Source organism: Tenacibaculum sp. nBUS_03 (assembly GCF_051201695.1).
Taxonomy (GTDB): domain Bacteria; phylum Bacteroidota; class Bacteroidia; order Flavobacteriales; family Flavobacteriaceae; genus Polaribacter.
On sequence record NZ_CP179214.1, the window covers coordinates 2,886,540 to 2,912,214 of the forward strand.

Sequence of the window (25,675 nt, forward strand, 5' to 3'; positions counted from 1 at the left end):
TTAAAACCTGAAACCCACTTTGAATCGTGTAGTAAAAAATGTACATAACATAGTATCAGTCAATTAATAAATCTGCAAAAGGCGGACAGGTTTTCTATTTTCTAAACATAAAGATAACGTATTGATTTGTAGGTGTATAAGTTGTTTTTTTATTTGTGTAATTCAAAAATAGATTCTAAGTTTGCATCGCAATTATGCAACAAAACAATTTTAAAACGAAGTAACATGTTCAAATATCAATTAAACATAGGTACACTAATAGAACCAGGTTCTTGTGTACACATGCTTCGCGACTTTCTTCACACGTAGATAAAAATTATCCTATATATGAAAAGTCCGAAGCCAAAAATTTTCGGATTTTTTTATACTCTTTTTCAAATAACATACGAGTTAATAATTATTTCCGATAGGTGATAAATAGTTAAATATATGTTCATTGAAACCAAAACACATCAAAGAACAAAGACAGAAAGCCATTCGAATTATAAGAAAGAGGCAAAGAGAGATTTATCAAAAAATTAGAGAGTTAGGGTATATAAAATTAAAAGAACCTATACGACATGGTTGGTTCAAAGAAATTGTAATAATAGAAAATGTAGAGCGCTATAAAAACAAGGCCGCTATTTTAGAGTTATACGATTGTATTGAAAAAAGTTTTTGGGGTAGAACAAAAGAAAAAGCTGATAAACAATGGTTTCATCAAATCTCAAAACACTTAATATATAAAGAATTTCCAACCATATCTAAAAAACAATTTAATCGATTAACATATAAGGCGCAAGCTATGTGTACGGTATTCTCTTTTAGAAACGAAAACAAAAAAATTAAACAACGATTTTATATAAGAATTCCAAAAGGAGCTTATACAATTAAATATACAAGAGCTTATATAACACACTCTAAAAGAATTGATCCTCAACTTGAAAGTGAGCTAGATCTTTTAGAACAACAATTGTATAAAAGCGGTTTTTATGAAATTTGGCAAGAAAGTTATTGGAGGAATTATTGGAGAATTCCTCAAGAACACAAGCAAAAATTTCAAGTAACTAAGCAGTTAAAAGCTCTTAAAAAATATTCTTTAGAGGATATTATAAACGACAACATATCATGGGAAATAAATTAAAAGGAAAGGACTTAATTAAATTAGGGTTTCCAAAAAATAATAGTATAAATATAGCCTTAGGGCAAATTAATAGATATCGTAAAAGAGAAAAGAAAGAACGTATTTTAGAGGAAGCAAAACAAGTATTGTTAGCTCCTGAAGAGTATAAAGGAAACGCTATTTGGGGTAAAGTTGCAGAAGGTTTGGTAAAACCGGTTGAGGTACAAATGCAAAAGTTACGTAATACAAGAGCTCCGTTTAGTATTTATGGAGAAAACGAAATTGATGAGGTAGCAAAATACCAATTGTATGATGCTTTAAAATTACCAATAGCTGTACAAGGGGCTTTAATGCCAGATGCACATGCAGGATATGGATTACCAATTGGAGGTGTATTGGCCACAGAAAATGCCGTGATTCCTTATGGAGTAGGAGTTGATATTGGTTGTAGAATGTGTTTAACAGTGTACCCTGTAAAAGCATCTTATTTAAAAGGAAAAGTACATCAGTTGGAAAACATTTTGTCTGAGCATACTAAATTCGGAATGTATGAAACACACAAAATGAAACATGATCATGAAATATTTGAACGTACCGAGTTTCAAGATATACCGTTGTTAAAGCGGTTAAAAATTAAAGCGTATAATCAACTAGGAACCTCAGGAGGAGGAAATCATTTTGTAGAGTTTGGAGTGGTAACTATTACAGATGAAAACAATGAATTTAATTTGCCTATTGGAGAGTATATAGGATTATTAACGCATAGTGGAAGTCGTGGATTGGGAGCTAACATTGCAAAGCATTATACGTATTTAGCAACGAAACAATGTCCTTTACCAAAAAATGTACAACATTTAGCGTGGTTAGATTTGAATACTCATGACGGACAAGAATATTGGTTAGCAATGAATTTAGCGGGTGATTATGCAAAAGCATGTCACGATAATATTCATAAACGAATTGGTAAATTACTAGGAGCAAAAGCAATTGCAAAAATTGAGAATCACCATAATTTTGCTTGGAAAGAAAAGGTGAATGGACAAGAATTAATTGTTCATAGAAAAGGAGCAACTCCCGCTAACAAAGGTGAGTTAGGTATCATTCCCGGTTCCATGACAGCTCCAGGGTATATAGTACGTGGCTTGGGAAATACTGAAAGTTTAAATTCTGCTTCTCATGGAGCTGGTAGAAAACATTCTCGAAGAAAGTGTAAAGAGAAATTTACAAAAAGCGATGTCAAACACCAATTAAAAATGAATGGAGTAAGTCTTATTGGAGGTGGAGTAGATGAAGCACCAATGGCATATAAAAACATTAAAAAAGTAATGGCAAATCAACAAGAACTGGTTGAAGTGTTAGGAACCTTTACGCCGAAAATTGTAAGAATGGATAAATAGTATTCTTTGGGCGTTACCTAAAGGTCGGGCTTTACGCTATATCTTTTTATAGCTGTCATTGCGAAGTTTACTGTTTTGTAAACTGTGGCAATCTTAAAATTAATAAACAGATTACTTCGTTCCTTGCAATTACGCTTTTTAAAAGAGTAAAAAAGGGTGCCACTTCAATCCCTAACGCAAGTATATCTGCAAAGGGGTATTTAAAAATAAAAAAATGGATACAAAAATAATACAACTAACAGCAGCTAAAGGCCCATCAGAATGTTCATGGGTAGTTGCAAAAATTTTAAAAATATTTTTAAAAGAATTAATAGAAGCTAAGATTGAATATACAGTACTGCATAAAGTTAATGGAATTGAAAATGGAACAGTACAATCTGTAACAGTTGAGTTAAAAGGAAAAAAACTTTCTGATTTTTTAAAGAACTGGTTAGGATCTATTCAATGGATTGGAACCTCAATTTTTAGAAAATATCATAAACGTAAAAACTGGTTTATCGGTTGTTATGAATTAAATCAATATAAAGAAAAAACAATTAACGAAAACGATATTCAATTTCAAGCAATTCGAAGTTCTGGTGCAGGCGGACAACATGTAAACAAGGTAAGTTCAGCAGTTAGAGCAAAACATATACCAACAGGAGTTCAAGTATTGGTTTCTGATAGTCGTTCACAGCATCAAAATAAGAAGATAGCAATACAACGATTAAAAGAAAAAATAGCAGATCATAATATTGGTCAATTAAAAGAATTGGTAAAAAATGAATGGGAAAATCATTTGAGTTTAGAAAGGGGGAACCCAACCAGAACATTTACTGGTTCAGATTTTAAACAACAAAAGAAATTGAAATCTTTTAAAACAAAACGGAATCAACTAAAAACTGATTTAAGAAAACAATTAGAATAACAATATAAAACGTCATTACGATTGTAGCGAAGCGTAGAGAAGTAGTCTCTTTATAAATTAACAAATTAGATTATGTGCATCGGAATGACAAAAAAGAAAATAAGATGGGAACATTAGCAAATAATTACATATTTAAAGCATTAGATGCGTATCCGTATGATTTAGAGGAAGCAATTGAGGCTTTAACCTATGCATTAGCATATGAAGAAAAAAACACGGTTGCATTATGTTTAATGGGACGTATTCATGCTGAAGCACTATTTAATTACGAAAAAGCAAAAGAATATTATGGGGAAGCTTTAGCTGAAAATATGCATGCTTTTAATGTGTATCCTAATTACATTAATGTATTATTCTGGAATGAAGATTTTGAGGAAGCTGAAAAGTTAATAGATTTTGCCTTGAGTGTGAAGGGATCAGATAAAGCAGTATTGTATTTAAAAAAAGCAGTTTTATTTGAAACTCAAAAGAACTATAAGAAAGCCTTAAAGCAAATCGGAAAAGCTAGAATATATAATTTCAATAATGAGTTTTTACATACTATTGATGAAGAAGAAAAGCGTATTAAGGGAAAGTTGCCTAAAAAGAAAAAAGTAAAATCTAAGAAAAAAAAGAAATGATTTTAATTATGTAAATACATTACGTAGTAGAGCTGAATATTTGCATTGTAATTGAAAAGAAAGTCATTAAAATTTATCGAAAATGAAGAATAATAAAATAATAGTTATAGACTTAGAAGCTAGTTGTTGGAATGGAAAAATTCCACCTGGTCAAGTAAATGAAATAATAGAAATAGGAATTTGTGTTTTAGACATTGAAACTGGAGAAATATTTAAAAATGATGGAATTCTAGTAAAACCTGAACGATCAACAGTTAGTTCATTTTGTACTGAGTTAACAACCATTACTCAAAAAATGTTAGATGAAAAAGGCATCTCTTTTCAAGAAGCATGTACTAGATTGAGAAAAGAATATAAATCAAAACAACACATATGGGCTAGTTATGGTCAATATGATTTAAATATGTTTCAGAAACAATGTAAGTTCAAAGGAGTAGAGTATCCTCTATCTCAAGAACACGTTAATGTAAAAGATTTTTTTTCTGAAATAAAAGGATTGACTAAAAAAGTAGGGATGAAGGGCGCATTGGATATCTTAAACATTGGATTAGAAGGAACACATCATAGAGGAATTGATGACCCAAAAAATATTGCAAAAATTTTGTATTGGTGTTTAACTAATAAAAAAGAGAATTAATATTTTAATAATAAATGAAATTAAAAAAGATACATGTTAATAAACAATTAGAACAATTACTTTGTTCATATTATTCTCGTTCGAGTTTTCAGCGAAAGGGATGCTACGTATATAAAATTCAACAATGAGTTAACTAACTTATAATAAGAAATAATAAAACGAAAGCGTCCAATTAAGAATTGGATGCTTTTTTTATGAAAAAAAAATAAAAATGTTGTAGTTAAGAAAATCAAATAGTAAAAAATAACAAATAATTGAGAGACAGTCTATTATGTGAAAGTTTATTATCCGTTAAATAACGGACAGGATTTTTAGTGAGTAAAATTAAGTTAAAAACCTATTAATCAATCTTTTAAATATGTTTTTTTCTTGTGTAATTAAAAAATGTGTTTCATATTTGCAACATCAAAACAAGAGAATTTATTGTTTTGATTTTTGATTAGAAATAAAAATAAGAATATAAAATGAAACAGTATCCACAACATATAACACTTAACTATTTTGGGTTTTGCTTACCGAGTAGCCTATGTGAATTGTGTGATGATCAGGAGTTAAATTTTAAAAAGGAGATATATTATGATGATATAAGTTAATTATATATTCATACATAATTTTAGAGCATCTCCTTAATCAGAGATGCTTTTTTTATGGAATAAAAAGACAAGGTTGCTGAATGGTTAAGGCAGCGGTCTGCAACTCCGTTTTTTATGAGTTCGAATCTCATCCTTGTCTCGATGATTGAAGTAATTCAAATTTGTTTGAGAACTAATTTAATAGTAGAATTATCATTCTGATGAGGTACGAAGAAGGAATCTATTTATCGATTAAAAGATTGGTTCATTTCATTGGTAATGATTTAATAAAATGGAAGTGTTGAGTAATTTGACGACTTACTAGATTATAAATCTAGTTTTAATTTAAGTATAAAGTTTTTAGGCTCTATCAATTAAATAAACAGTACTGTAGCACAATGGTAGTGTATCCGACTGTCTCTCGGAAAGTTGCGGGTTCGAATCCCGTCAGTACTGCAAAAACTGGGAAGATAACAATTGGTTGTTTGCCTGCTTTGGATGCAGGAGGTTGTGGGTTCGAACCCTACTTCTCAGACAAATTAAATGCGGGAATGGTGAAATTGGTAAACACGCTAGATTTAGAATCTAGTATCGAAAGATGTGAGAGTTCGAATCTCTCTTCCCGAACTAGTTAAAAGAATAAAGTTTTTTTCTTTCTCTAGAAGAGAAACCTGTGATGTAATGGTTAGCATACAAGATTTTGATTCTTGTTGTATGGGTTCAAATCCTATCAGGTTTACATAGTTTGGTTATTAATCAAAATAGTAATTATTAAAGAAAGAAGGAGTATAGTTTAATTGGATAAAATATTAGAGTACGATTCTAAAGATGCAAGTTCGAGCCTTGCTATTCCTACAAATAATTAAAAATATTTTGTTACGTAAAAAGACTGCGTAGTTGTATTAAATATTTGCATAGTAATTGAAAAAGAACGCCGTTAAAAGTGGGAGAATTGCAAAAGAAAAATAAGAAAGTCCTCATCATAACATGGAGTATGATGAGGTTAGTTAAAGAAGTTCATTAACATATTAAAAGAAAAAGTCATCACGAATGTAGCGAAGTTAAATGAAGTAATCTGTTAAAAAGCTTCTTCATTAGTTCATTTTAATGACATTAAAATATCAAGTAAGTCTTGTTGTGTGTTTCTGTATAGCACCATTGTATACAATTTTGCAGTTTTGTATTGAATTTGTATATGCAACTTGACTTGAAGGTTTTGATTATTAACCAAAAAATAATCACCAAAATTCATGTGGGTTCGAATCCCACTCATATATCATATATGATGGCGGAACGGTAGACGCGCTAGATTTCGGTTCTAGTGAATTCAGATATTTTCACTATCTGTTTTGGCACAGGTTCGATTCCTGTCAAGGCCAATAAAAATAGGCTTTGTAGCTCAGTTGGTTAGAGCACTACACTCATAATGTAGGTTTGTTAGAAAGCTCATCATCTTATAAAACTGATGAAAAAATAAAAGTATTGAGTGTTTAATGAAGTTTTTAAATAAGCACTAATAAACGTACTTGAAATGGTAACTTTTAAATAAGTGAAGTATTAATATTTAACACGTCAATTATAGTTGAGTTTACACTGTAATCCATTTGTTAAATTAAAATTTGAATCTTTTTTAAAACTATTATTTCCGTGTATTTATAAGCATAAGTATTCAATACTTTTCTTTTAAAAAAGAACAAAACATTCCTTTAATGGAACGAATTGTTATAAAAAAAGTTGAATTAAAAACAAAAGAAAAATGAAAAGAGTTAGAATTAATCAAGGAAATGTAGGTTTAGTTTTTAAAAATGGAGACTATCAAAAAGTAATTACTAGCGGTTTGCATTGGTTAGGGCTTAATCAATATGTAAATACATATGACTTAACAAAAGACTTTAAAATTTCAGTAGCGCTAGAGGTTTTATTGAAGGATGAAGAGTTAGCCAAAATGTTAGAGGTTATTGAAGTAAAAGATAATGAGTTAGTTTTTGTATATGAAAATAACAATTTTACTCGTGTTTTGGAGGCTGGAAGATACACATTTTGGAAAGGTTTAGTAAAAAGAACTTTTCAATCTATTGATATTGGTAAAATTTATATCACTGAAAATTTAGATAAAGCATTATTTAAAAACTATGCTGTTAATAAATACATAAGAGTATTTGAAGTTGCAGCCTATGAAAAAGCAGTATTGTTAATAGATGATGTGTATACCAAAACCATCACTGGTGGTGTATACAGATTTTGGAGAAATGATATTTCTATTAAAATTGCAAAAGTTGATACAAGACAATTACAGTTAGAAGTTTCTGGACAAGAATTGTTAACTAAGGATAAAGCAAATATTAGAATTAATTTTTATACTCAGTATAAAGTTATTGCTATTGAAAAAGCATTATTAGAAAATAAAGAATTTGAAAAACAATTGTATGTTTTAATGCAGTTAGCTTTAAGGTCTTTTGTTGGTAGATATACATTAGATGAGCTATTAGATAAAAAAGAGAATATTGGTGAAGAGGTGTTTGATGAAGTTTCTAAAAGCACAAATGATTTAGGAGTTAAATTAATTAATTGCGGTATTAGAGATGTTATTTTACCTGGTGATATGAAAGAAATTATGAATCAAGTTTTAGTCGCACAGAAAAAAGCGCAAGCTAATATTATTAGTAGACGAGAAGAAACAGCTTCTACTAGAAGTTTATTGAATACTGCCAAATTAATGGAGGATAACGAAATGTTATATAAGTTAAAAGAAATGGAATATGTAGAAAATATTGCAGATAAAATTGGAGAAATTACTGTTTCTGGAAATGGAAATATGGTAAAGCAATTAAAGGAGATTTTTTCAGTAAGTAAATAGCTCACAGTTAACCTGTGGGCTTTTCATAGAACTCTTTATAACTACTTAGGTAACGTAAAATAAAATATGGTGCCTTCGTTTATTTTTGAGGTAAGCCAAATTTTTCCTTCACAAATATCTATTATTTTCTTTACAATAGACAGTCCAACTCCAGTCGATTTTCCAGTTCCTTCTAAAGTTTGAAAGATTTCAAATATTTTTTTGTGATACTTCTCTGAAATTCCAATTCCATTATCTTGAATGCTAAATTGCCAATATAATTCCTCTTCTTTGCATTTAATGTTTACGATACCTTTTTGCTTATCATTATATTTTACGGCGTTGCTTATTAAGTTTTGAAATAATTGATATACTCTATATTTTTCTACGTTTAGTTTAGGTAGTTTGTTTAGAATATTTATTGTAAAATTATTGGGTATATAAATTGTATTTATAATATCTTTCACTAAAAGTTGAAGGTCTGTTTTTTGTTTTTTAGAGTTCACTTTATCGATGCTTGTATACTTTAAAATGCCATTAATTAAGTGTTCCATTTTGTCAACTTTGTCTAATAATAATTTAGTGTTTTGCTTGATGATTTCATTAGGCTTTATTGTGTTTTCTTCTTTAATCCAATTAGCTAACGCATTAATACTTCTTAAAGGAGATTTAAGATCGTGAGAAACAACATGTGCAAAATCTTTTAGTTCTTTGTTTCTTGATGTTAAGTTTTTTAATAAAGCTTTATTTTTTTTATCAGATTCAATGAGGAGTTGTAAGTTTAGAGCATTTTTTAATTGAGAGGAAGCTAAATTCGCAATCGTTTCAAGTGTTTTTAAGTGATAATCAGTGAAATAATTCAAATTAGAATGTTCAGAGTCTATAATTCCGATTACTTCATTATTTGCAATAATTGGTACAGTAATCTCAGACAAGCGAATTTTATCATCAATAATGTATCTTGAATCTTTAGAGGTATCATTTATAATTTCTGATTGACCAGTTTTAGCAACGTGGCCAACAATACCCTCACCAATAGAAATTTCTAATGGATTTTTTATTATTCTACCATTGTTAATTTTATTTTCAAAAGCAGCTATTTGTTTTAGCTTTCCAGTTTTATAATTTAATAAATAAATCACGCAGTCTTCAAAACCAAGAAGTTCAGTACATTTAGAAGTTATTTCCCAGGCTATTTCGTAAATATTTACCTTACCTAAAATAGAAGACATTAAGCTGTTTAACCCTTTGAGTAAAGATTGATTTTGTTGTTCTTCGGTTATGTCATCAATTAATGCAACTCTATATTTCATTGAAGTGTCGTTTGTTCGAACGGCAGATACATTTGTTTTTGCCCAAATTACTTTGCCTCTTTTTGAGAGGTATCGTTTGTTCATGGTGAAGTTATCTACTTTACCTTTATCTAACATATCCATGAGCCTATATGATTTAAAAGTATCTTTTTCGAAGGAAATATCTGCAACATTTAAATCATAAAGCTCATTTTCAGAATATTCAAGAAGATTTTGGATTGCCTTGTTAGATTTGATAATTTTTCTGTTTTGAGTGAGTATAATTCCAATAGGTGAATGCTCAATAATTGCATCTAATTGGTTTTTTTGTTCATAAAATATTTTTTGCTGTAATTTTTGCTCGGTTATATCTCTGATGATACCCTGTGCTAGTTTAGGATCTCCTTTATCATCATATATAATATTACTGTTAATGTCTACCCACCTTAAATCCTTATTTTTGTTGTATACTCTGATTTGAAAGTTTCTAAATACTCCATTTTCAATTAATTCATAAAAAGATTTCATAGCATACTCATAGTCGTCATTAAAAAGAGTATCCATAACATTAAATGATTTTTGTTTGTTGTCAATGCCAAAAAAGGAGATAGAAGCTTTGTTCATTTTTATGACATTACCATAAAGATCCATTAAGATATAGGGATCAATAATCATTTTAAACAAATTATTTAATTCAATTTGCTTTTCATTGACAATAGAGGAAAGGTTTTGTCGGGTTGTTTCAAGTTCTTCAGTTTTATATTCTAATTCTAAAGAGTTTTTTTTTAATTCTTTTGTAGCTTTTTTAAGAGCAGCACCTTTCTGAGCAAGAGATTTTTCTAAAAATCGTAGTCTATCATAATCCATCCTTCAGGTTTTATAGCTGTGTATTATTAACTTCTTATACTCAAGTGCTTTTTATAGCCGTTCGTTAATTTTATTGAATTTATAAAAAAATGGAGTAATTAGGTGGTTTATATTGACGAATAGCTACTAACTTTCGTTGAACTGCAGACACTTAATGATGAAAGGAGAATGGATTAATATAAAATAGATGTTCAATTAAAAGTTGTTTTTTGTACAGAATTAGAGTTTTTTTGGTAAAGTAAAATAAAAGATGGTGCCTTCATTTACTTTTGAATCAAGCCAAATTTTCCCTTCATAAGTATCTACAATTTTTTTTACAATAGACAAGCCCACCCCAGTAGAATCTTCATTTTTCTCTAAAGTTTGAAATATTTTAAATATTTTTTCGTGATACTTTTCAGAAATACCAATTCCATTATCTTGAATACTAAATAACCAAGAGTTTTCTTCCTCTTTACAATTGATATTTATTACACCTTCTTTCTTGTCATTATATTTTACAGCATTGCTAATTAAATTTTGAAAAAGTTGATAAATCTTGAATTTTTCTAACTTCAGCTTTGGGAGTTTGTTCAAAATATTAATCTTGATGTTTTTTGGGATATAAATGGTATCTATAATGTCGTTTACTAAATTTTGAAGATCTGTTTTTTGTTTGACAGATTTAACTTGATCAATACTAGCATATTTTAAAATACCATTGATTAAGTGTTCCATTTTATCAATTTTTTTTAACAGTAAATTAATATCGTCTTCTATTACTTTATTACTAGATTTAGCATTCTCTTCTTTAATCCAACTAGCTAAAGCATTCATGCTTCTTAGAGGAGATTTAAGATCGTGTGATACTACATGAGCAAAATCTCTTAACTCCTTATTACTTTTAGTTAAATTTTTTAATAATGTTTTATTTTCAATATCTGCTTCAATACGCAATTGTAAATTAAGTGCATTCTTTAATTGAGTTGCAGTTAAATTTGCTATGGTTTCTAAAGTTTTTAAATGGTAATTTGTAAAAAAGTTTTTGTTAGAGTGTTCAGAGTCAATTACACCTATAATTTCATTGTTAGCAATTATGGGAACTGAAATTTCAGATAAACGTAATTTATCGTCCACTAAATATCTTTTATCTTTAGATGTATCATTAATAATTTCAGATTTACCTGTTTTTGCAACAGATCCAGCAATACCTTCTCCAATACTAATCTCAATTTGATTTTGTAAGATTTTTCTCTTTTGAATTTTTCCACAATGAGCAGCAATTAGTTTTAGTTTCCCTGTTTTATAATCTAATAAGTAGATAACAAGATCTTCAAGGTTTAACAGTTCTGAGGTTCTTTCTGATATTTCCCAAGCAATTTCAAATATATCAGTCTTACCTATGATTGAAGACATTAAACTATTTAGAGCTTTGAGCAGGGATTGATTTTGAAATTCTTCAGTGATGTCTTCAACTACAGCTACTTGATAATCATTGTGTTCTTTGCCAGTTTTTACAATAGATACATTTGTTTTAGCCAAAATAATAGCTCCATGCTTAGTTCTATAACGTTTATTAATAGAAAAATGGTTTATTTCACCATTATCAAGTTTTTTCATAAATCGCATTGATCTTTCCTTATCTTCCTTTAAAGAAATATCAGCTACTGTTAAGCGAAGTAGTTCTTCTTCAGAGTAATTTAATAACTTTTGAAAAGCTCTGTTACTTTTTATAATTTCCCCCCTCTTTGTTAATACAATTCCTAATGAAGAATGGTCTATAATTGCATTTAACTGATTTTTTTGCTCAATAAAAATTTGTTGTTGAATCTTTTGTTGGGTAATATCTCTAATAATCCCTTGAGCCAGAGTAGGATTACCGTTGGCATCGTAAACGATATTACAATTAATATCAACCCATTTTATTTCTTTTTGTTTATTGTAAATTCTCGCTTGAAAATTTCTAAAAAAACCGATTTTTAGAAATTTTTGAAATGCCTTCATAGCATATTCTACATCATCTGGATAAAGAGTGTCTACTACATTAAAAGATTCTTTTTCATTATTAATGCCAAAAAAGTTAATAGAAGCATCATTCATTTTTAAAACATTACCATATAAATCCATAAGAATATAGGGGTCTATAATGGTTTTAAACAAGTTGTTTAATTCAATTTGTTTTTCATTAATAACTTTAGAAAGGGTTTGGTTCGTTTCTTCTAGTTCTTGATTCTTATCATGCAAATCTAATGACTTTTGCTTCATTATTGCTTCAGCTTCTTCACGTGCTTTTCGTTCAAGAGCAAGAGATTCTTCTAAATGTTGTATTCTCGTTTCATCCATTTTTTTTGTACATAAAATGGTACTATAAAGCTATTGTTTATTAATGTACACATCGGGGGGTTAACTTAGGTACTAAATTTAATAAATTATTGTATAATTTATTAAATTTAGTATAGTTATTTTCAAGATTTTTAAATGATTAGGTGAAAAAAGGGGGCTGATAAACAAAAAAAGCAAGGTTTAGTACACCTTGCTTTTTAGTAAAAAAATAGTTGTAAATTTTATAGTTTTATTGAAAATTCATACTTAATTGGATCCGTTTTCTTTTAATATCTACTTCTATAACTTTAACTTGAACATGTTGTTGTAAGTGAACATATTCATTTATATCTTGAACAAATGTATTGGATAGGTTTGATACATGGACTAGACCACTTTCTTTAATTCCTATATCTACAAAACAACCAAAATTTGTAATGTTATTTACAATACCTGGTAAAATTTGTCCTGTTTTAAGGTCATCAATAGTTTTTATATATTCATTAAAACTAAAAGCTTTTGCTTTTTGTCTTGGATCTAAACCTGGTTTTTCTAACTCTTTAATAATATCTTGTAGTGTTGGTAACCCAAAAGAATCAGTAACATATTGTTGTAATTTGATTTGCTTTAAAACTGCAGTGTTTCCTAGTAATTCAGTTGTTTTATTACCTGAATCTTTAGCTATTTTTTTAACTAACGAATATCGTTCAGGATGAACAGCTGAATCATCTAAAACATTGTCTCCGTTTTTAATACGTAAAAACCCCGCAGATTGTTCAAATGCCTTTCCGCCTAAACGAGGTACTTTTTTTATAGAAACTCTGTTAGTAAATGCACCATTTTCATTTCTATAGGTCACAATATTCTCTGCTAGTTTCGGACCAATACCTGAAACATAACTTAACAATGGAGCACTTGCAGTATTTATATTAACCCCAACTTTATTAACACAATGTTGAACAATAGTATCTAATGATTTATTAAGTTTAGATTTATCTACATCATGTTGATATTGACCTACACCAATTGATTTTGCGTCAATCTTTACTAGTTCAGCTAATGGGTCTGCTAACCTACGGCCAATAGAAATCGCTCCCCTAACAGTAACATCATAATTAGGAAATTCGTCACGAGCAATCTTTGAGGCAGAATAGATAGAGGCACCGGCTTCACTAACTACAAATACTTCTATATTATTTTTAAAATGAATACGTTTTATTAATTGTTCGGTTTCTCTTGAAGCTGTTCCATTTCCTATTGCTATAGCTTCTATTTTATAAGCATCTGTTAGCGTACTAATTTTTTTAATTGCTTCAGTAGCTTTGTTCTGGGGAGCATGAGGGAAAATAGTTTCATTGTGTAACAAGTCTCCCTGTTTATTTAAACAAACAACCTTACACCCTGTTCTAAAACCTGGATCAATAGCCAAAATTCGTTTTTCTCCTAATGGAGCACTCAATAAAAGTTGCTGTAAGTTTTTGGCAAAGACTTTTATTGCGTTTTCATCTGCTTTTTCCTTAGCTAAACTCATTGCTTCATTGGTTAAAGCAGGAAGTAATAAACGTTTGTATGAATCAGCTATTGCTAACTCTATTTGTTGAGCACATTCATTATGAGAACGAATTATTCGATCTTCTATTTTTTGAAGAGCTCTTTCATTATCGATTTCAATTTTTATTCGAATAAAACCTTCTTTTTCTGCACGTAATATTGCCAGTAAGCGATGAGAAGGTATCCGATTTAGGCTTTCTTCCCAAGAAAAATAATCTTTAAATTTTTGGGCAGCTTCTTCCTCCTTTTTAGATTTAATGATTTTAGTTGAAATAATAGCAAAGCGCTCTAATTGGTAACGAATATTATTTCTAATATCAGTTCGTTCGTTTATCCATTCGGCAATAATATGACGAGCACCTTCTAATGCATTTTCAAAGGTTTCAACTTCACTTGAAGTATATTTTGAAGCGGTAAACTCTAAATCGTTTACTCGTTGACTCATTATCATTTTAGCTAATGGTTCTAGTCCGTTTTTACGAGCAGTCTCAGCTTTTGTTTTACGCTTTTTTTTATGCGGTAGATAAATATCTTCAAGAGTAGTAAGGTTTTCGGAATTTTCAATTTTTAGTTTTAACTCATTTGTTAAAACCTCTTGTTCTTCCAAAGCTTTTAATATGGCAGCTTTTCTTTTCTCTAAAGCTTCATACTGTTCTTTTAATTGAACAATTTGACCTATTTCAACTTCATCTAAATTTCCTGTTTTTTCTTTTCTATATCTTGCTATAAATGGAATAGTGCAATCTTCATTTAATAATTCGATGGTGTTTTGAATTGATTTTTCTGAAATTTCTGAACGAGAGGTAATATATTTTATCAAGAGTTTAATTTTTAATGAAGTAAACAAAAATAATGAAATAAAAAATAGGTAGATATTATCTTAATAAATAATCTAATTATTAGTTTTGAAAATAAAATTAAAGTGAATGAATAAAGAGTATCCCATAAATAAAAATAATCTAAACCATTTATGGTTAGCGCTAATTTTAAGTGTTTGGGTTTTTGTTTTTTTGTTTTTTGCTGAGCCTTTTGATATTCATAATTTTATAATTACTGAAAAAATAGCATTTCTTCCTATTTATGGGATAATTCAAGGTGTTTGTTATTACTTACCAATTTGGTATCAACATAAATTTAATGATAGTATTTGGTATGTTAAAAATGAATTGATGTTTATCTTATTGATGATCGGTTTTGGCTTTGTAGTTAACTTTTTATTTTACAAAAATATTATAGTATATAATGAGCCAGATACTTACGAGTATTATCATTATTTTAAACGAATATATGCTCCTGCTTTAGCAATTATTCTGCCTTTTATAATCATAGGAAGATATGTAATGGGGAAATTCTCAGAGAGGGAAGTTCAATCAGAGAAGAAGATAATTATCAAAGGAAAGGGAAAATATGACCTTATAACTTTATATAGAAGTGACTTAGTTTTTATTCATTCATCTGATAATTATGTTGATGTTTTTTTTATTGAAAAAAAAAAATTAAAGAAAAAAACACTTAGAGAAACAATATCAGGGTTAGAAAAATCATTTACATTTTTAATGAAAACTCATCGTTCTTTTTTAATAAATCCTTATCATTTTAAGCAGTTTAAAATAGCAAACAAAAAACTTTATATTGATGTTGGTTATGAAAAAATAATACCGGTATCTAGAAATTTACAAACTTCAATAAAATCTAAATTACCAATTACCACAAATACCTAGCATTTCGCCACACATCTAGTAAAATCAGTAGTTTTTAGGTTTTTAAAATTAATTTTGAAGTCATAAATTAATTTTAAAATTAACTATAATGATAAAAAAAACGCTACTGCTTTTAATGTTTTTGACTCTACAATCTTGTCATATTGGAAGAATGATTCGATATTATACAGCAGATATTGATGATCACAAAATATTTCCCTATACAGAGGTGAATAAAGGAGAACAAGTATTTTATTTTAAAGATAGCACAAGCTCAAAACTGTCAAAAAAAATAAAAGATCTACTAGTTTTAGAAAATAAAAAAGAATATTTTATTGATGAATTTTTAGATAAAGAAACAGAAGCTACAGCCTTTTTAGTTATAAAAGATGATGCCATACTTTTTGAAAAGTATTACGAAGGGTATAAAAGAGATTCAATATCAAACATATTTTCGGTGTCTAAATCTGTTACATCTTTATTGGTAGGAATTGCTGTAGATGATGGATTAATTGCGAATGTAAACGATTCAATTACCAAATATATTCCAGAGCTTTCAGAAGCTAATAAAAGATTTAACAAGTTAACTATAGAGCATTTATTAAATATGCGCTCAGGGTTAAAATTTAATGAAACTTATAGTAACCCTTTTGATGAGGTTAGTAAGTTGTATTATGGAAAAAATCAAATGAAACAAATTTCAAGTATGGAATTTATTCATGAGCCTGGTACCTATCATGATTATCAAAGTGTTTGTACTACGTTATTGGGTATAGCTATTGAACGTGTATCAAAGAAACAATTAGGTAAATATTTAGAGGAAAAATTATGGAAACCATTGCAGATGGAAAATAATGCTACATGGAGTTTAGATGATAAAATTCGTAAAAACACCAAAGCATTTTGTTGCTTAAATACAACTGCGATTGATTTAGCTAAATTAGCTAGATTGGTATTGAAAAAAGGACGATTTAATGGGGAACAAATTATTTCAGAAAAATGGATAAATAAATTAACTACTCCGAATAAAATGAATGATTGTTATCAGTATCAGTGGTATAGTAATGAATGTTCAGATGATTATTATGCCCTTGGTATTTTGGGGCAAATTATATACATCGTGCCTAGTCAAGATTTAATTATTATTCGCTTAGGTAAATCATCTGGTAAAATGTTTTTATCAAAAATAAAAGAAGCTGTGAGTATATAAAAAAATCACCCCTCGCTTTATGTTGAAGGGGTGAAAATATAAAAGTTGGTACTATTAGTTGCTTTTAATGATACTATTGATTTTGACCTATATTTAGAGTTTTAGCACCTACTATATATGTGCCTTTTTGTGTCATTCCTTATATAAATAAAGTGATACTGGTATTTGCAGGGTTATGTATTTTAAAAGTTAAGTTACCGTTTTGGTCTATTTTAGATTTTGGAATCCAATCTATCACTCCATATTCTTTATAAAAAGTGTCATGGTAAGTTTTATATTTAGGAACATAGAATTTTTTACTACTAGAAAAAGTTAAAGGAAATTCAAATTTTCTAGTATTTTCAATAGGTTTACTCATTTTGTGTGTTTTTAAAGTATAGATTTTTAAAACTCCACCTGCGCCTCTCATACCTTCTCCTAATCCATGGCGATTAGCTATTATATAATCAATATGACTCATGTTAAAATGATATAAAAAATCATTACTAGATTGAATCATACCGTCTAGCATTACAATAGGAGGAGCACTTCCATTAAAAGAGTGGCCAGATCTTGTACTTATAATAAATTCACCAAGATATTCATTAGCTGAAAATCCAGGGATATATGCATTTATGTAATGTGCTAATGTTAATCCTGAATCTCTAAAAAAATCATTAACAATATAAACATCTCCCCAGCTATTTCTTTTAATTTTATCAATTCTTTTTTGTTTAATATTTCCTTTAATTGTAACCTCTTCAAGTTGTTGTTGTTCGTTTAATTCAAAATTTGTGAAAGGCTCTACTTTTGTTTCTGCAGAATACACCGAAAATTTTGGAGACAGTGTAGAGGTAAAATAATTATTGAACTTTGGCACCTTGTTTGGATAAAATTGCAGGTATAAATTAGGTTTAATAAGTTTTCCTTTCTTATTTAAAACGCTTACACCCAAAGTTTCTTCATCTTGAGGGTATAAACCAGTTTCTGTAAAACTTTTTTTACTTTTTGATAAGTTTATGATACTGGCATTATTGTCTACAAGTGGTGAAAGGAAAAACGTAGAATTGTTTAAGTTATTTTTATTTACTTTTACAACGATACCATTTTCAAAAGGAAAACTTTTAATGGGCTTGCTATTAAAAATAGTACTCCAGTCATAACTACTCCAACCTTGGGTAATTAATAAATTGTCTAAGTCATATTTCTTTTTTCGGTTAATATTGGTAAAATAGTAACCTGCATTTTCTATGTACCCTTTTACATAAGGTTGCAAGTGCGTGTATGAAATTATATTATGATTTTTTTGATAAGAATTTGTTCCTTTTGGTAGTATTGAAACACTTAAATGAATATTATTCTTAGTTTCATTTAATGATTTAGTAAAAGGAATACTGACTTTTAAAGAATCACCAGCTTTTGAAAAACTAGACTCGCCTAAAGTTTCGATGTTAATACCGTTATAATTAAAAAAAATACGTTCTAGTATAGGATTGTTATCTGTATCAAAAAGAGTAAAAATGTTTACCCCAGGAAGTAAATTTTTGTAGTCAACAACTTTAACAAATCTTGTTTTTTTAAATTTAATAGTTCCTTCTTTTATAATATTTCCATTATGTATTATTAATTTAAAAGGTTTGTTTTTAATATTCTTCAAAGTTTTTCTATTCGTATTTAATTCTATTGCAACTTTTGAATTTGATTGATTAAGACGAACTGTAATTCCCTTGTTTTTAATACCTGTTATAGCGTATTTATATTCTTTATTTAAATGATTGATTTTAACAGTATAGCTGTTGTTAGTTTTCGGAACAAATAAAAATTTACCTATACCTAAAAAATTTGTTTTAAAGGTTGTTATTAATTGATTGCTTGAATCGTAAAGCCCACCTTCAATATCTGCAACACCATACCCATATTCATTTTTTATAGTTACACCTACATTTGTTTTTACATTATTAACAAAATGGCCACCTTCTGGTAATAGTTGAACATCTAGTACATTAGAAATTTTTTTTCTTTTTTCAAAAGTGTTTTTTTTAGGGTCTATAACATTAAATGACTCAATATACGCATTGGGTTCGTCAAAATTTTTCATCCAATTTGTATAGGCTTTAAAAGTATATTGTCCAGTTGTGAAAAGGCTATCTATTTTAAAAGTGTTGTGAGCAACTCCCTTGTTAATTTTTAGTAGTTGACTTTTGATAATTTTATTATTCTTATCAGTAATTACGCAGTATAAGTTTTTAGTTGATAGAGATGCTTTTTTTAGTGTTTTATCTACTATGTAACTACTAAACCCTAGCATTTCTCCTTTTATGTATGTCGATTTATTAAGATGACAATAGGCAGTTTCTCGGTAGTTAGAGGTATACTTTTGAAAGTTCTTAATTATAGAACTAGGGTTTTTTTGCTGTGCAGAAGAGAAAGAAGTTATAAAAACGCAATTAAAGCAAAGAATTAATTTTAATACAATATTTAATGTTTTTTTTGATGGTAAGTGGTTAGTTTTCATGTGTTTTATGTGTTAGCAATTAGTTCTTAAACTTTATCAAAAATTGTACCTAAAGTAGTTTTTTGTTATTTTTTTGTTAAAATAATAAGGTTTAATTAGGAATTATGTATAAATAAAAAACGCTCAATGAATATTTATCATTGAGCGTTGAAAGAAAAAATGATGCTTTTTCTTGTTGGTGAAATTATTTTAAAAGAGAATACTTACATTAAGCAATTAATTCACCATTATTTGCTTTTTCAGAAGGTTGAACAAAAGCCAGTTTTCCATCGGGAGTATCAGTCATTAAAATCATTCCTTGGCTAACAACGCCACGTAATTTTCGAGGAGCTAGGTTACATAAAACTGAAACTTGTTGCCCGATAACATCTTCTGGTTTAAAGCTTTCAGCAATTCCAGAAACAATAGTACGTGTATCAATTCCTACATTAACAGTAAGTTTTAGTAGTTTTTTTGTTTTTGCAACCTTTTCAGCTTCAACAATAGTTCCTACACGGATGTCCATTTTAGTAAAGTCATCAAATTCTATAGTGTCTTTTTGAGGCTCAATTACTTTGTTGGCTGCTTCATTAGCTTTTTTAGTAGCTTCTAACTTGTCTAATTGAGTTTGAATGGTTTTGTCTTCTATTTTTGAAAATAACAATTCAGCTTTGTTAATTTGATGTTCAGAATTTAATAATATATCTTTTTCAGCAACACTTTCCCAAGTAAGTGAGTTATCTAAATTTAATATTGATTTTAGTTTTGTAGAAGTAAAAGGTAAAAAAGGTTCAGATAAAATAGCTAAACCAGAAGCTATTTGTAAAGCTACGTACATAATAGTTTTTACACGTTCTTCATCCTGTTTAATTACTTTCCAAGGTTCTTCATCAGCTAAATATTTATTTCCTAAACGTGCTAAATTCATTAGCTCTTGAGAAGCTTCTCTAAAACGGTAGCGTTCTATTGATTTTGCAATGATATTAGGGAACTCTTTTAATTGAGCTAAAGTATCTTCATCAATTTCGCTAAAATCATTAGGAGTTGGAATAATGCCATCATAATATTTGTTTGTTAAAACAACTACACGGTTAATGAAGTTCCCAAAAATAGCAACTAGTTCATTGTTGTTTTTTGCTTGGAAATCTTTCCAAGTAAAATCATTATCCTTACTTTCAGGCGCATTAGCTGTTAAAGTATAGCGTAATACATCTTGTTGATTAGGAAATTCTTCTAAATACTCATGAAGCCAAACCGCCCAGTTTTTAGAAGTAGATAGTTTATTTCCTTCTAGGTTTAAAAACTCGTTGGCAGGAACATTTTCAGGTAAAATATAATTTCCGTGCGCTTTTAACATTGCAGGGAAAATAATACAGTGAAACACAATGTTATCTTTACCTATAAAGTGAACTAATTTAGTATCGTCTTTTTTCCAGTAATCTTCCCAGTTTTTACCTTCACGTGCAGCCCATTCTTTAGTAGCAGAAATATAACCAATAGGAGCATCAAACCATACGTATAAAACTTTACCATCTGCACCTTCTACTGGAACAGGAATTCCCCAGTCTAAATCACGTGTTACTGCTCTCGGGCGTAAACCATCATCAATCCATGATTTAACTTGACCTAATACATTAGGTTTCCAATCATTTTTATGACCTTCTAAAATCCATTCTTTTAAAAAGTCTTCATGTTTATCTAAAGGTAAAAACCAATGCTTTGTTTCTTTTAACGTAGGAACATTTCCTGTTATAGCTGATTTAGGATTAATTAAATCAGTAGCATTATGGCTAGTACCACATTTTTCACATTGATCTCCATAGCTCTCTTCATTGCCACATTTAGGGCAGGTACCAACAACAAATCTATCCGCTAAATATTGGTTGGCTTCTTCATCATATAGTTGTTCGGTTATTTCTTCGATAAACTCACCATCATTATACATTTTTGTAAAAAAATCGGACGCTGTTTTATGGTGTATTTCTGAAGATGTTCTCGAGTAGTTGTCAAAAGTAATACCAAAATCTTTAAAAGATTTTTTGATAATTGAATGATACTTGTCAATAATATCTTGTGGAGAAACACCTTCTTTTTTAGCTCGCATAGGTATAGCAACACCATGCTCATCAGAACCACAAATGTAGGCTACATCTCTACCTTTTGCTCTTAAAAAGCGAGCATAAATATCTCCAGGAACATATACGCCTGCTAAATGACCAATATGAATTGGTCCGTTTGTGTAGGGTAATGCCGCAGTTATTGTATATCTTTTTGGTGTATTCATGAATTTTATGCTAAAAATTAAAGCGCAAAAGTACAAAAAAGCAATTTTTAAAACTGATAGAAATTAGATACATTTACGTAATATATTTTATCTGTACCGTTAGTATGAACAACATTCTTGTTAGAAAAGTAGAAGAAACAGAAATTGATTGGGTTAATTCTAAATATAAAGAGGTTAATTTTAAATTATCTGATTATAATAATGAGTATATAGTTGTAGTGGAAATTAATGGTAAAAAAGCTGGTTTAGGAAGATTATTGTCTATAGATGAAAATAATTTAGAACTTGGCGGAATATACGTGTTTGATAAGTATAGAGGTATAGGAGTGGCAGATAAAATAGTGAGTTTTTTATGTGGGGCTAACATTGATAAGAAATCTGTTATTTGGTGTTTGCCTTTTGAGAAACTAAAAGACTTTTATAAAAAGTTTGGATTTACGATAAATAATAGTTTACCTCCCAAAGAAATTTTAAGAAAATTAGAATGGTGTAATTCACCTGAAAATTATAGTGAAAAGGTTCTTTTACTATCTAAAATAATATAAAATGAGAAAGAAATATTATACAGTTGTGTTGTTTTTTATTTTTTCAATAGTTAATGCTCAAAATATTCCAATGAAATTAATTACACCATCTTACTTAAAAATAGGAGATACTATTGCAATTGTAGCTCCAGCTGGAATTTTAAAAAACAGAAAGCATGTTATTGATAAAGCAAAAGAATTAGCTGAAAGCTGGGGACTAAAGGTGGTATATGGTGCAAATATGTTTAATCAAAATAATCATTTTGCAGGTACAGATGGTGAACGTTGTCAAGATTTTCAAAATGCGCTTGATAATCCCAACATAAAAGCTATTTGGTGTGCACGTGGAGGATATGGTTCAGTGAGAATTCTTGATAAATTAGATTTCTCAAAGTTTAAAAAGAATCCTAAATGGGTAATAGGATATTCTGATATTACTGCATTTCATAACCATATTCATAATTTAGGAATAGAAACATTACACGCTATGATGGGAACTAGTATGCAAGATACCCCTGAAAAAATTACAGAAACTATAGCTACATTTAAGAAAACTTTATTTGGAGATAAACTGCGCTATGATATCTCTCCATCAAAGAAAAATCGACTAGGTAATGTTGAGGGTGAATTAGTAGGTGGTAATATTGCTATTCTAGCCTCAATGTTGGGGTCAGATAGTCAAATTTCTACAGAAGGAAAAATACTGTTTATTGAAGAAATAGGAGAATATAAATATTCAATTGATCGAATGTTACAAAGTTTAAAAAGAGCTAATTATTTTACGAAGGTAAAAGGAGTAATAGTTGGTGGAATGACGAAAGTAAAGAAGAATAGCACTCCTTGGGGTAGTTCAATTGAACAGTTAATATTAGAGGTACTGCCTAAAGATATTCCTGTTCTATTTAATTTTCCAGCAGGTCATGAATCCGATAATAGAGCTTTAATTTTGGGAAGGAAAGTTCAGTTGTCTATTAAAGCTAAAAGAGCGTCAGTTATTTTTAATTAATGGCATCACATAACGAATTAGGGAAAAAAGGAGAAGAGCTAGCAGTGACTTTTTTGAAAGATAAAGGGTATACTATACTCGAAAAGAATTACCGTTATCAAAAAGCGGAGGTTGATATAATTGCAAAAAAAAACAATACATTGTCTGTTATTGAGGTGAAAACTCGTTCAACAGATTACTTTGGAAACCCACAAGATTTTGTAAATCCTAAAAAAATTAAATTACTAGTGGCAGCAATTGATAATTATGTGGTTGAAAAGGATATTGATATAGAGGTGCAGTTTGATATTATTGCTATTTTGAATAAAAATAATAAGGTAGTTATTCAACATATAGAAGATGCCTTTCTACATTTTTAAAAAAACAAAAGCCAATATTATAATATTGGCTTTTGTTTTTTAATGAATAGTACCACTATAAATTGTTAAAGTATTTATGAACATCCTCAACTGTATTAGGAATTGCAATAATTTTTTTATTGCTATCTAATACAAAATAAGTAGGTGTCGCATCTATTTTATATGCTCTTACTGTTTCATTGTCAAACTTGTTTTCAGGATGGGTTCCATAAACATTATGCCATCCATCTAATTGTTTTTTAAACTCATTAAATTTCGTGTCATTACTTTCAATTCCAAAACCAATTACAGACGTGTTAGTAAACTGTTTCATGAAATTATGAACATCAGGAATTTCTTTAACACAGTGAGGGCAAGCAGTACTCCAGAAAATTAATAAATAATATTTACCATCATTTAAAGTAGATAATTTATATTCTGTTTCATTTTCCTTCCATGAAAAATCAGGAGCAATTCTTCCAACAGAAACGCTTAACTGCCCTAGTTTTTTGTCTTTGAAACTTTGATCTCTATTGTCTAGTTTGTCATAGAATTCAGTAAATAACCAGTCTACAATTTCTGAATTTCTCTTATCTGTAAAAGAGGTTATTAAAAACTCAATAGCTTCTTTTTTAAAACTTTTATTTGATAGCACGTCATCTAAAACTTTCGTAATAGATTCTTTATATAAGCTTTGTTGAGTAACTTGATCTTCTGAGTAGTTTAAATAAAATACAAAATCGTTAATTCTATCAATTAAAAAAGAAGATTGGTAAAGAGGCATACTTTCAAAATCAACATATTTGAAAAAGTTGTCAACTTTTGAAGCTACATACTTCTGCATATTATCAATAGGGCTTGATGAGTTATATTGAGCAGAGGCCTTTATAAAATGATATGAAAGCATTCCTTCAGATTTATTTTCGTTAGCTTCTTGCAAATCTTCTAGTTCTTCTACAGCTTTTTTGTACGCTTTTTTTACATCTCTTACAGGATTTTGTATATAGTTAACTTGGTAAGAATTGATTTTCTTTTGAGCATTGGCAGATTGTTCAAGATATTTACTAAACACTTTATTTTCTCTTGAGCTAGTAAAAGCAATAGTTTGCTCTGGGTATTTTGGGTTAAAATAAAACTCAATGTTTTCTTTATTGAATAAAAAATCAACAAAACCAGAGCCGCTATTTCTATACGTAGCACGGTATACACCAGTTTGAGCAGTTTCTGGTAATTCAAAAGAAAACCTACCTATTATTTGTTTGTCGGCACCTACTTTAATTGTGTCAAACTTAATTGTAGTATGTGATATAAATTTAGGTTTTATTCCTTGTAATCTATGTAGCATAACCCAATCGCTTTTTTCTGGCGGAGTCATTGTACCTTTAATAGAGTATTGTGCATTAACTATTGAAGTAGTCATTAGTACTATTAGTAGGCTTAGTAATTTTTTCATCATAATGTTTTGATAAAGTTATTATTAAGGGTTTAAAACGAGTTGTTTGTTATTGGTTTTCAAGAAGTATACCAAACTTTTTAATATCTTCTTAATTGCAAATAAACAAGACTATTACTCAGTAAATATATAACAGTTTATTTGAAAAACAAGAGAATTGTTATTTTAACAATAAAACAACTTGGAAAAGAAGATGAAAACTGATTAGTTAATAAAACCTAAACCAATAAAATAATTAACGATTGCTTCTTTTATAAGTACTGATTGTTCTCCAGGCTTTAAATTAGGTAATTCAGTTAGTGTTTTATAATGTGGCCAACCATCATTGTCAAAATAATCAAACTCATAATAACCATAAGGTTCTAGCAGTTTACAAATAGCAATATGCATAAGGTTTATTTTTTCGTCTTTTTTAAATGTTTGATGTCCTTTACCCAATTCTTGTACGCCTATTAAGTAAATAATACTATCAACATCTAGCTGATCACCATCAGCAAATTGTTGAGATAATTTATTGGTCAATAAATTCCAGTTTTCTTTTAAATCTATTTTTTTATTCATCTTTTTAAAAAAAGCAAAGATACAAACGAGTTGTTTATATTTGT

The 25,675-nt window shown here is 28.9% G+C and carries 18 protein-coding genes and 7 tRNA genes; 18 read left to right on the plus strand and 7 right to left on the minus strand.

Translation table 11 applies throughout. The features are described 5' to 3' along the window. Window positions 1–436 precede the first annotated feature (436 nt). From ACMFBB_RS13350 to ACMFBB_RS13410, 13 genes are all read left to right on the plus strand, one after another. Window positions 437–1,123 (plus strand): hypothetical protein, encoded by a 687-nt coding sequence (locus ACMFBB_RS13350; protein ID WP_435261267.1) that lies wholly within the window; start codon window positions 437–439, stop codon window positions 1,121–1,123. Continuing rightward, a complete protein-coding gene (locus ACMFBB_RS13355) occupies window positions 1,108–2,499 on the plus strand; it encodes an RtcB family protein (RefSeq protein ID WP_435261268.1) in 1,392 nt (463 codons plus the stop codon). The genes ACMFBB_RS13350 and ACMFBB_RS13355 overlap by 16 nt, the downstream gene beginning before the upstream one ends. A 214-nt stretch (window positions 2,500–2,713) precedes the next feature. Beyond that, window positions 2,714–3,406, plus strand: a complete 693-nt coding sequence (gene prfH, locus ACMFBB_RS13360; RefSeq protein WP_435261269.1) for a peptide chain release factor H — start codon at window positions 2,714–2,716, stop codon at window positions 3,404–3,406. Between the two features lie 104 nt (window positions 3,407–3,510). Further along, window positions 3,511–4,026 (plus strand): tetratricopeptide repeat protein, encoded by a 516-nt coding sequence (locus tag ACMFBB_RS13365; RefSeq protein ID WP_435261270.1) that lies wholly within the window; start codon window positions 3,511–3,513, stop codon window positions 4,024–4,026. Window positions 4,027–4,108: 82 nt separating this feature from the next. Beyond that, window positions 4,109–4,663 (plus strand): exonuclease domain-containing protein, encoded by a 555-nt coding sequence (locus ACMFBB_RS13370; RefSeq protein WP_435261271.1) that lies wholly within the window; start codon window positions 4,109–4,111, stop codon window positions 4,661–4,663. A 659-nt stretch (window positions 4,664–5,322) separates the two neighbouring features. Further along, window positions 5,323–5,395, plus strand: a tRNA-Cys gene (locus tag ACMFBB_RS13375). Between the two features lie 224 nt (window positions 5,396–5,619). Continuing rightward, window positions 5,620–5,691: transfer RNA gene (locus tag ACMFBB_RS13380), tRNA-Asp, on the plus strand. A 6-nt stretch (window positions 5,692–5,697) separates the two neighbouring features. Beyond that, window positions 5,698–5,770: transfer RNA gene (locus tag ACMFBB_RS13385), tRNA-Pro, on the plus strand. Between the two features lie 11 nt (window positions 5,771–5,781). After that, window positions 5,782–5,862: transfer RNA gene (locus ACMFBB_RS13390), tRNA-Leu, on the plus strand. Window positions 5,863–5,902: 40 nt separating this feature from the next. Further along, a tRNA-Gln gene (locus tag ACMFBB_RS13395) sits at window positions 5,903–5,974 on the plus strand. Between the two features lie 43 nt (window positions 5,975–6,017). Beyond that, window positions 6,018–6,090: transfer RNA gene (locus ACMFBB_RS13400), tRNA-Arg, on the plus strand. Between the two features lie 432 nt (window positions 6,091–6,522). Beyond that, window positions 6,523–6,614: transfer RNA gene (locus ACMFBB_RS13405), tRNA-Arg, on the plus strand. A gap of 377 nt (window positions 6,615–6,991) precedes the next feature. Next, on the plus strand, window positions 6,992–8,092 hold the full coding sequence (locus tag ACMFBB_RS13410) for a slipin family protein (RefSeq protein WP_435261272.1): 1,101 nt from the start codon (window positions 6,992–6,994) through the stop codon (window positions 8,090–8,092). Window positions 8,093–8,133: 41 nt separating this feature from the next. Here ACMFBB_RS13410 and ACMFBB_RS13415 read toward each other — a convergent pair whose 3' ends face one another. From ACMFBB_RS13415 to ACMFBB_RS13425, 3 genes are all read right to left on the minus strand, one after another. Beyond that, on the minus strand, window positions 8,134–10,230 hold the full coding sequence (locus ACMFBB_RS13415) for a PAS domain-containing sensor histidine kinase (RefSeq protein ID WP_435261273.1): 2,097 nt from the start codon (window positions 10,228–10,230) through the stop codon (window positions 8,134–8,136). A gap of 219 nt (window positions 10,231–10,449) precedes the next feature. Beyond that, window positions 10,450–12,552, minus strand: coding sequence for a PAS domain S-box protein (locus ACMFBB_RS13420; RefSeq protein WP_435261274.1), 2,103 nt, complete (start codon window positions 12,550–12,552; stop codon window positions 10,450–10,452). A gap of 229 nt (window positions 12,553–12,781) precedes the next feature. After that, a complete protein-coding gene (locus ACMFBB_RS13425; protein ID WP_435261275.1) occupies window positions 12,782–14,902 on the minus strand; it encodes a Tex family protein in 2,121 nt (706 codons plus the stop codon). A gap of 106 nt (window positions 14,903–15,008) precedes the next feature. On the opposite strand from ACMFBB_RS13425, the gene ACMFBB_RS13430 reads away from it, so the two are divergent. Together ACMFBB_RS13430 and ACMFBB_RS13435 are read left to right on the plus strand one after the other, a co-directional pair. Next, window positions 15,009–15,803 (plus strand): LytTR family DNA-binding domain-containing protein, encoded by a 795-nt coding sequence (locus ACMFBB_RS13430; protein ID WP_435261276.1) that lies wholly within the window; start codon window positions 15,009–15,011, stop codon window positions 15,801–15,803. An 88-nt stretch (window positions 15,804–15,891) separates the two neighbouring features. Then, window positions 15,892–16,992 carry a serine hydrolase domain-containing protein gene (locus tag ACMFBB_RS13435; RefSeq protein WP_435261277.1) on the plus strand — a complete coding sequence of 367 codons (1,101 nt, stop codon included), beginning with the start codon at window positions 15,892–15,894 and terminating at the stop codon, window positions 16,990–16,992. 139 nt (window positions 16,993–17,131) lie between these two features. Here the strand turns inward: ACMFBB_RS13435 and ACMFBB_RS13440 are convergent, their stop codons facing one another. Both ACMFBB_RS13440 and metG read right to left on the minus strand, forming a co-directional pair. Further along, a complete protein-coding gene (locus ACMFBB_RS13440) occupies window positions 17,132–19,486 on the minus strand; it encodes a hypothetical protein (protein WP_435261278.1) in 2,355 nt (784 codons plus the stop codon). A gap of 208 nt (window positions 19,487–19,694) precedes the next feature. Then, on the minus strand, window positions 19,695–21,749 hold the full coding sequence (gene metG / locus ACMFBB_RS13445; RefSeq protein WP_435261279.1) for a methionine--tRNA ligase: 2,055 nt from the start codon (window positions 21,747–21,749) through the stop codon (window positions 19,695–19,697). A gap of 104 nt (window positions 21,750–21,853) precedes the next feature. On the opposite strand from metG, the gene ACMFBB_RS13450 reads away from it, so the two are divergent. Genes ACMFBB_RS13450 through ACMFBB_RS13460 form a run of 3 tightly spaced genes read left to right on the plus strand, consistent with a single transcriptional unit; the run spans window position 21,854 to window position 23,638 of the window. Next, complete coding sequence (locus ACMFBB_RS13450) at window positions 21,854–22,294, plus strand: GNAT family N-acetyltransferase (RefSeq protein WP_435261280.1); 441 nt, start codon at window positions 21,854–21,856, stop codon at window positions 22,292–22,294. A 1-nt stretch (window position 22,295) separates the two neighbouring features. Beyond that, on the plus strand, window positions 22,296–23,279 hold the full coding sequence (locus tag ACMFBB_RS13455) for a S66 peptidase family protein (RefSeq protein WP_435261281.1): 984 nt from the start codon (window positions 22,296–22,298) through the stop codon (window positions 23,277–23,279). Further along, the gene (locus ACMFBB_RS13460) at window positions 23,279–23,638 is read left to right on the plus strand and encodes a YraN family protein (protein ID WP_435261282.1); all 360 of its coding nucleotides are present in this window, start codon (window positions 23,279–23,281) and stop codon (window positions 23,636–23,638) included. Before ACMFBB_RS13455 ends, ACMFBB_RS13460 begins: the two co-directional genes overlap by 1 nt. A 55-nt stretch (window positions 23,639–23,693) precedes the next feature. Here ACMFBB_RS13460 and ACMFBB_RS13465 read toward each other — a convergent pair whose 3' ends face one another. Together ACMFBB_RS13465 and ACMFBB_RS13470 are read right to left on the minus strand one after the other, a co-directional pair. Then, complete coding sequence (locus ACMFBB_RS13465) at window positions 23,694–25,073, minus strand: TlpA family protein disulfide reductase (protein ID WP_435261283.1); 1,380 nt, start codon at window positions 25,071–25,073, stop codon at window positions 23,694–23,696. 201 nt (window positions 25,074–25,274) lie between these two features. After that, entirely contained in the window at window positions 25,275–25,631 is a 357-nt protein-coding gene (locus ACMFBB_RS13470; protein ID WP_435261284.1) for a hypothetical protein, read from the minus strand. Window positions 25,632–25,675: the final 44 nt, after the last annotated feature.

Bases quoted from the DNA above. Each gene is read 5' to 3' on its own strand.
- ACMFBB_RS13355 (WP_435261268.1), top strand. From the start codon at position 1,108: ATGGGAAATAAATTAAAAGGAAAGGACTTAATTAAATTAGGGTTTCCA.
- prfH (WP_435261269.1), top strand. From the start codon at position 2,714: ATGGATACAAAAATAATACAACTAACAGCAGCTAAAGGCCCATCAGAA.
- ACMFBB_RS13365 (WP_435261270.1), top strand. From the start codon at position 3,511: ATGGGAACATTAGCAAATAATTACATATTTAAAGCATTAGATGCGTAT.
- ACMFBB_RS13370 (WP_435261271.1), top strand. From the start codon at position 4,109: ATGAAGAATAATAAAATAATAGTTATAGACTTAGAAGCTAGTTGTTGG.
- ACMFBB_RS13410 (WP_435261272.1), top strand. From the start codon at position 6,992: ATGAAAAGAGTTAGAATTAATCAAGGAAATGTAGGTTTAGTTTTTAAA.
- ACMFBB_RS13415 (WP_435261273.1), bottom strand. From the start codon at position 10,230: ATGGATTATGATAGACTACGATTTTTAGAAAAATCTCTTGCTCAGAAA.
- ACMFBB_RS13420 (WP_435261274.1), bottom strand. From the start codon at position 12,552: ATGGATGAAACGAGAATACAACATTTAGAAGAATCTCTTGCTCTTGAA.
- ACMFBB_RS13430 (WP_435261276.1), top strand. From the start codon at position 15,009: ATGAATAAAGAGTATCCCATAAATAAAAATAATCTAAACCATTTATGG.
- ACMFBB_RS13435 (WP_435261277.1), top strand. From the start codon at position 15,892: ATGATAAAAAAAACGCTACTGCTTTTAATGTTTTTGACTCTACAATCT.
- ACMFBB_RS13440 (WP_435261278.1), bottom strand. From the start codon at position 19,486: ATGAAAACTAACCACTTACCATCAAAAAAAACATTAAATATTGTATTA.
- metG (WP_435261279.1), bottom strand. From the start codon at position 21,749: ATGAATACACCAAAAAGATATACAATAACTGCGGCATTACCCTACACA.
- ACMFBB_RS13450 (WP_435261280.1), top strand. From the start codon at position 21,854: ATGAACAACATTCTTGTTAGAAAAGTAGAAGAAACAGAAATTGATTGG.
- ACMFBB_RS13455 (WP_435261281.1), top strand. From the start codon at position 22,296: ATGAGAAAGAAATATTATACAGTTGTGTTGTTTTTTATTTTTTCAATA.
- ACMFBB_RS13460 (WP_435261282.1), top strand. From the start codon at position 23,279: ATGGCATCACATAACGAATTAGGGAAAAAAGGAGAAGAGCTAGCAGTG.
- ACMFBB_RS13465 (WP_435261283.1), bottom strand. From the start codon at position 25,073: ATGATGAAAAAATTACTAAGCCTACTAATAGTACTAATGACTACTTCA.
- ACMFBB_RS13470 (WP_435261284.1), bottom strand. From the start codon at position 25,631: ATGAATAAAAAAATAGATTTAAAAGAAAACTGGAATTTATTGACCAAT.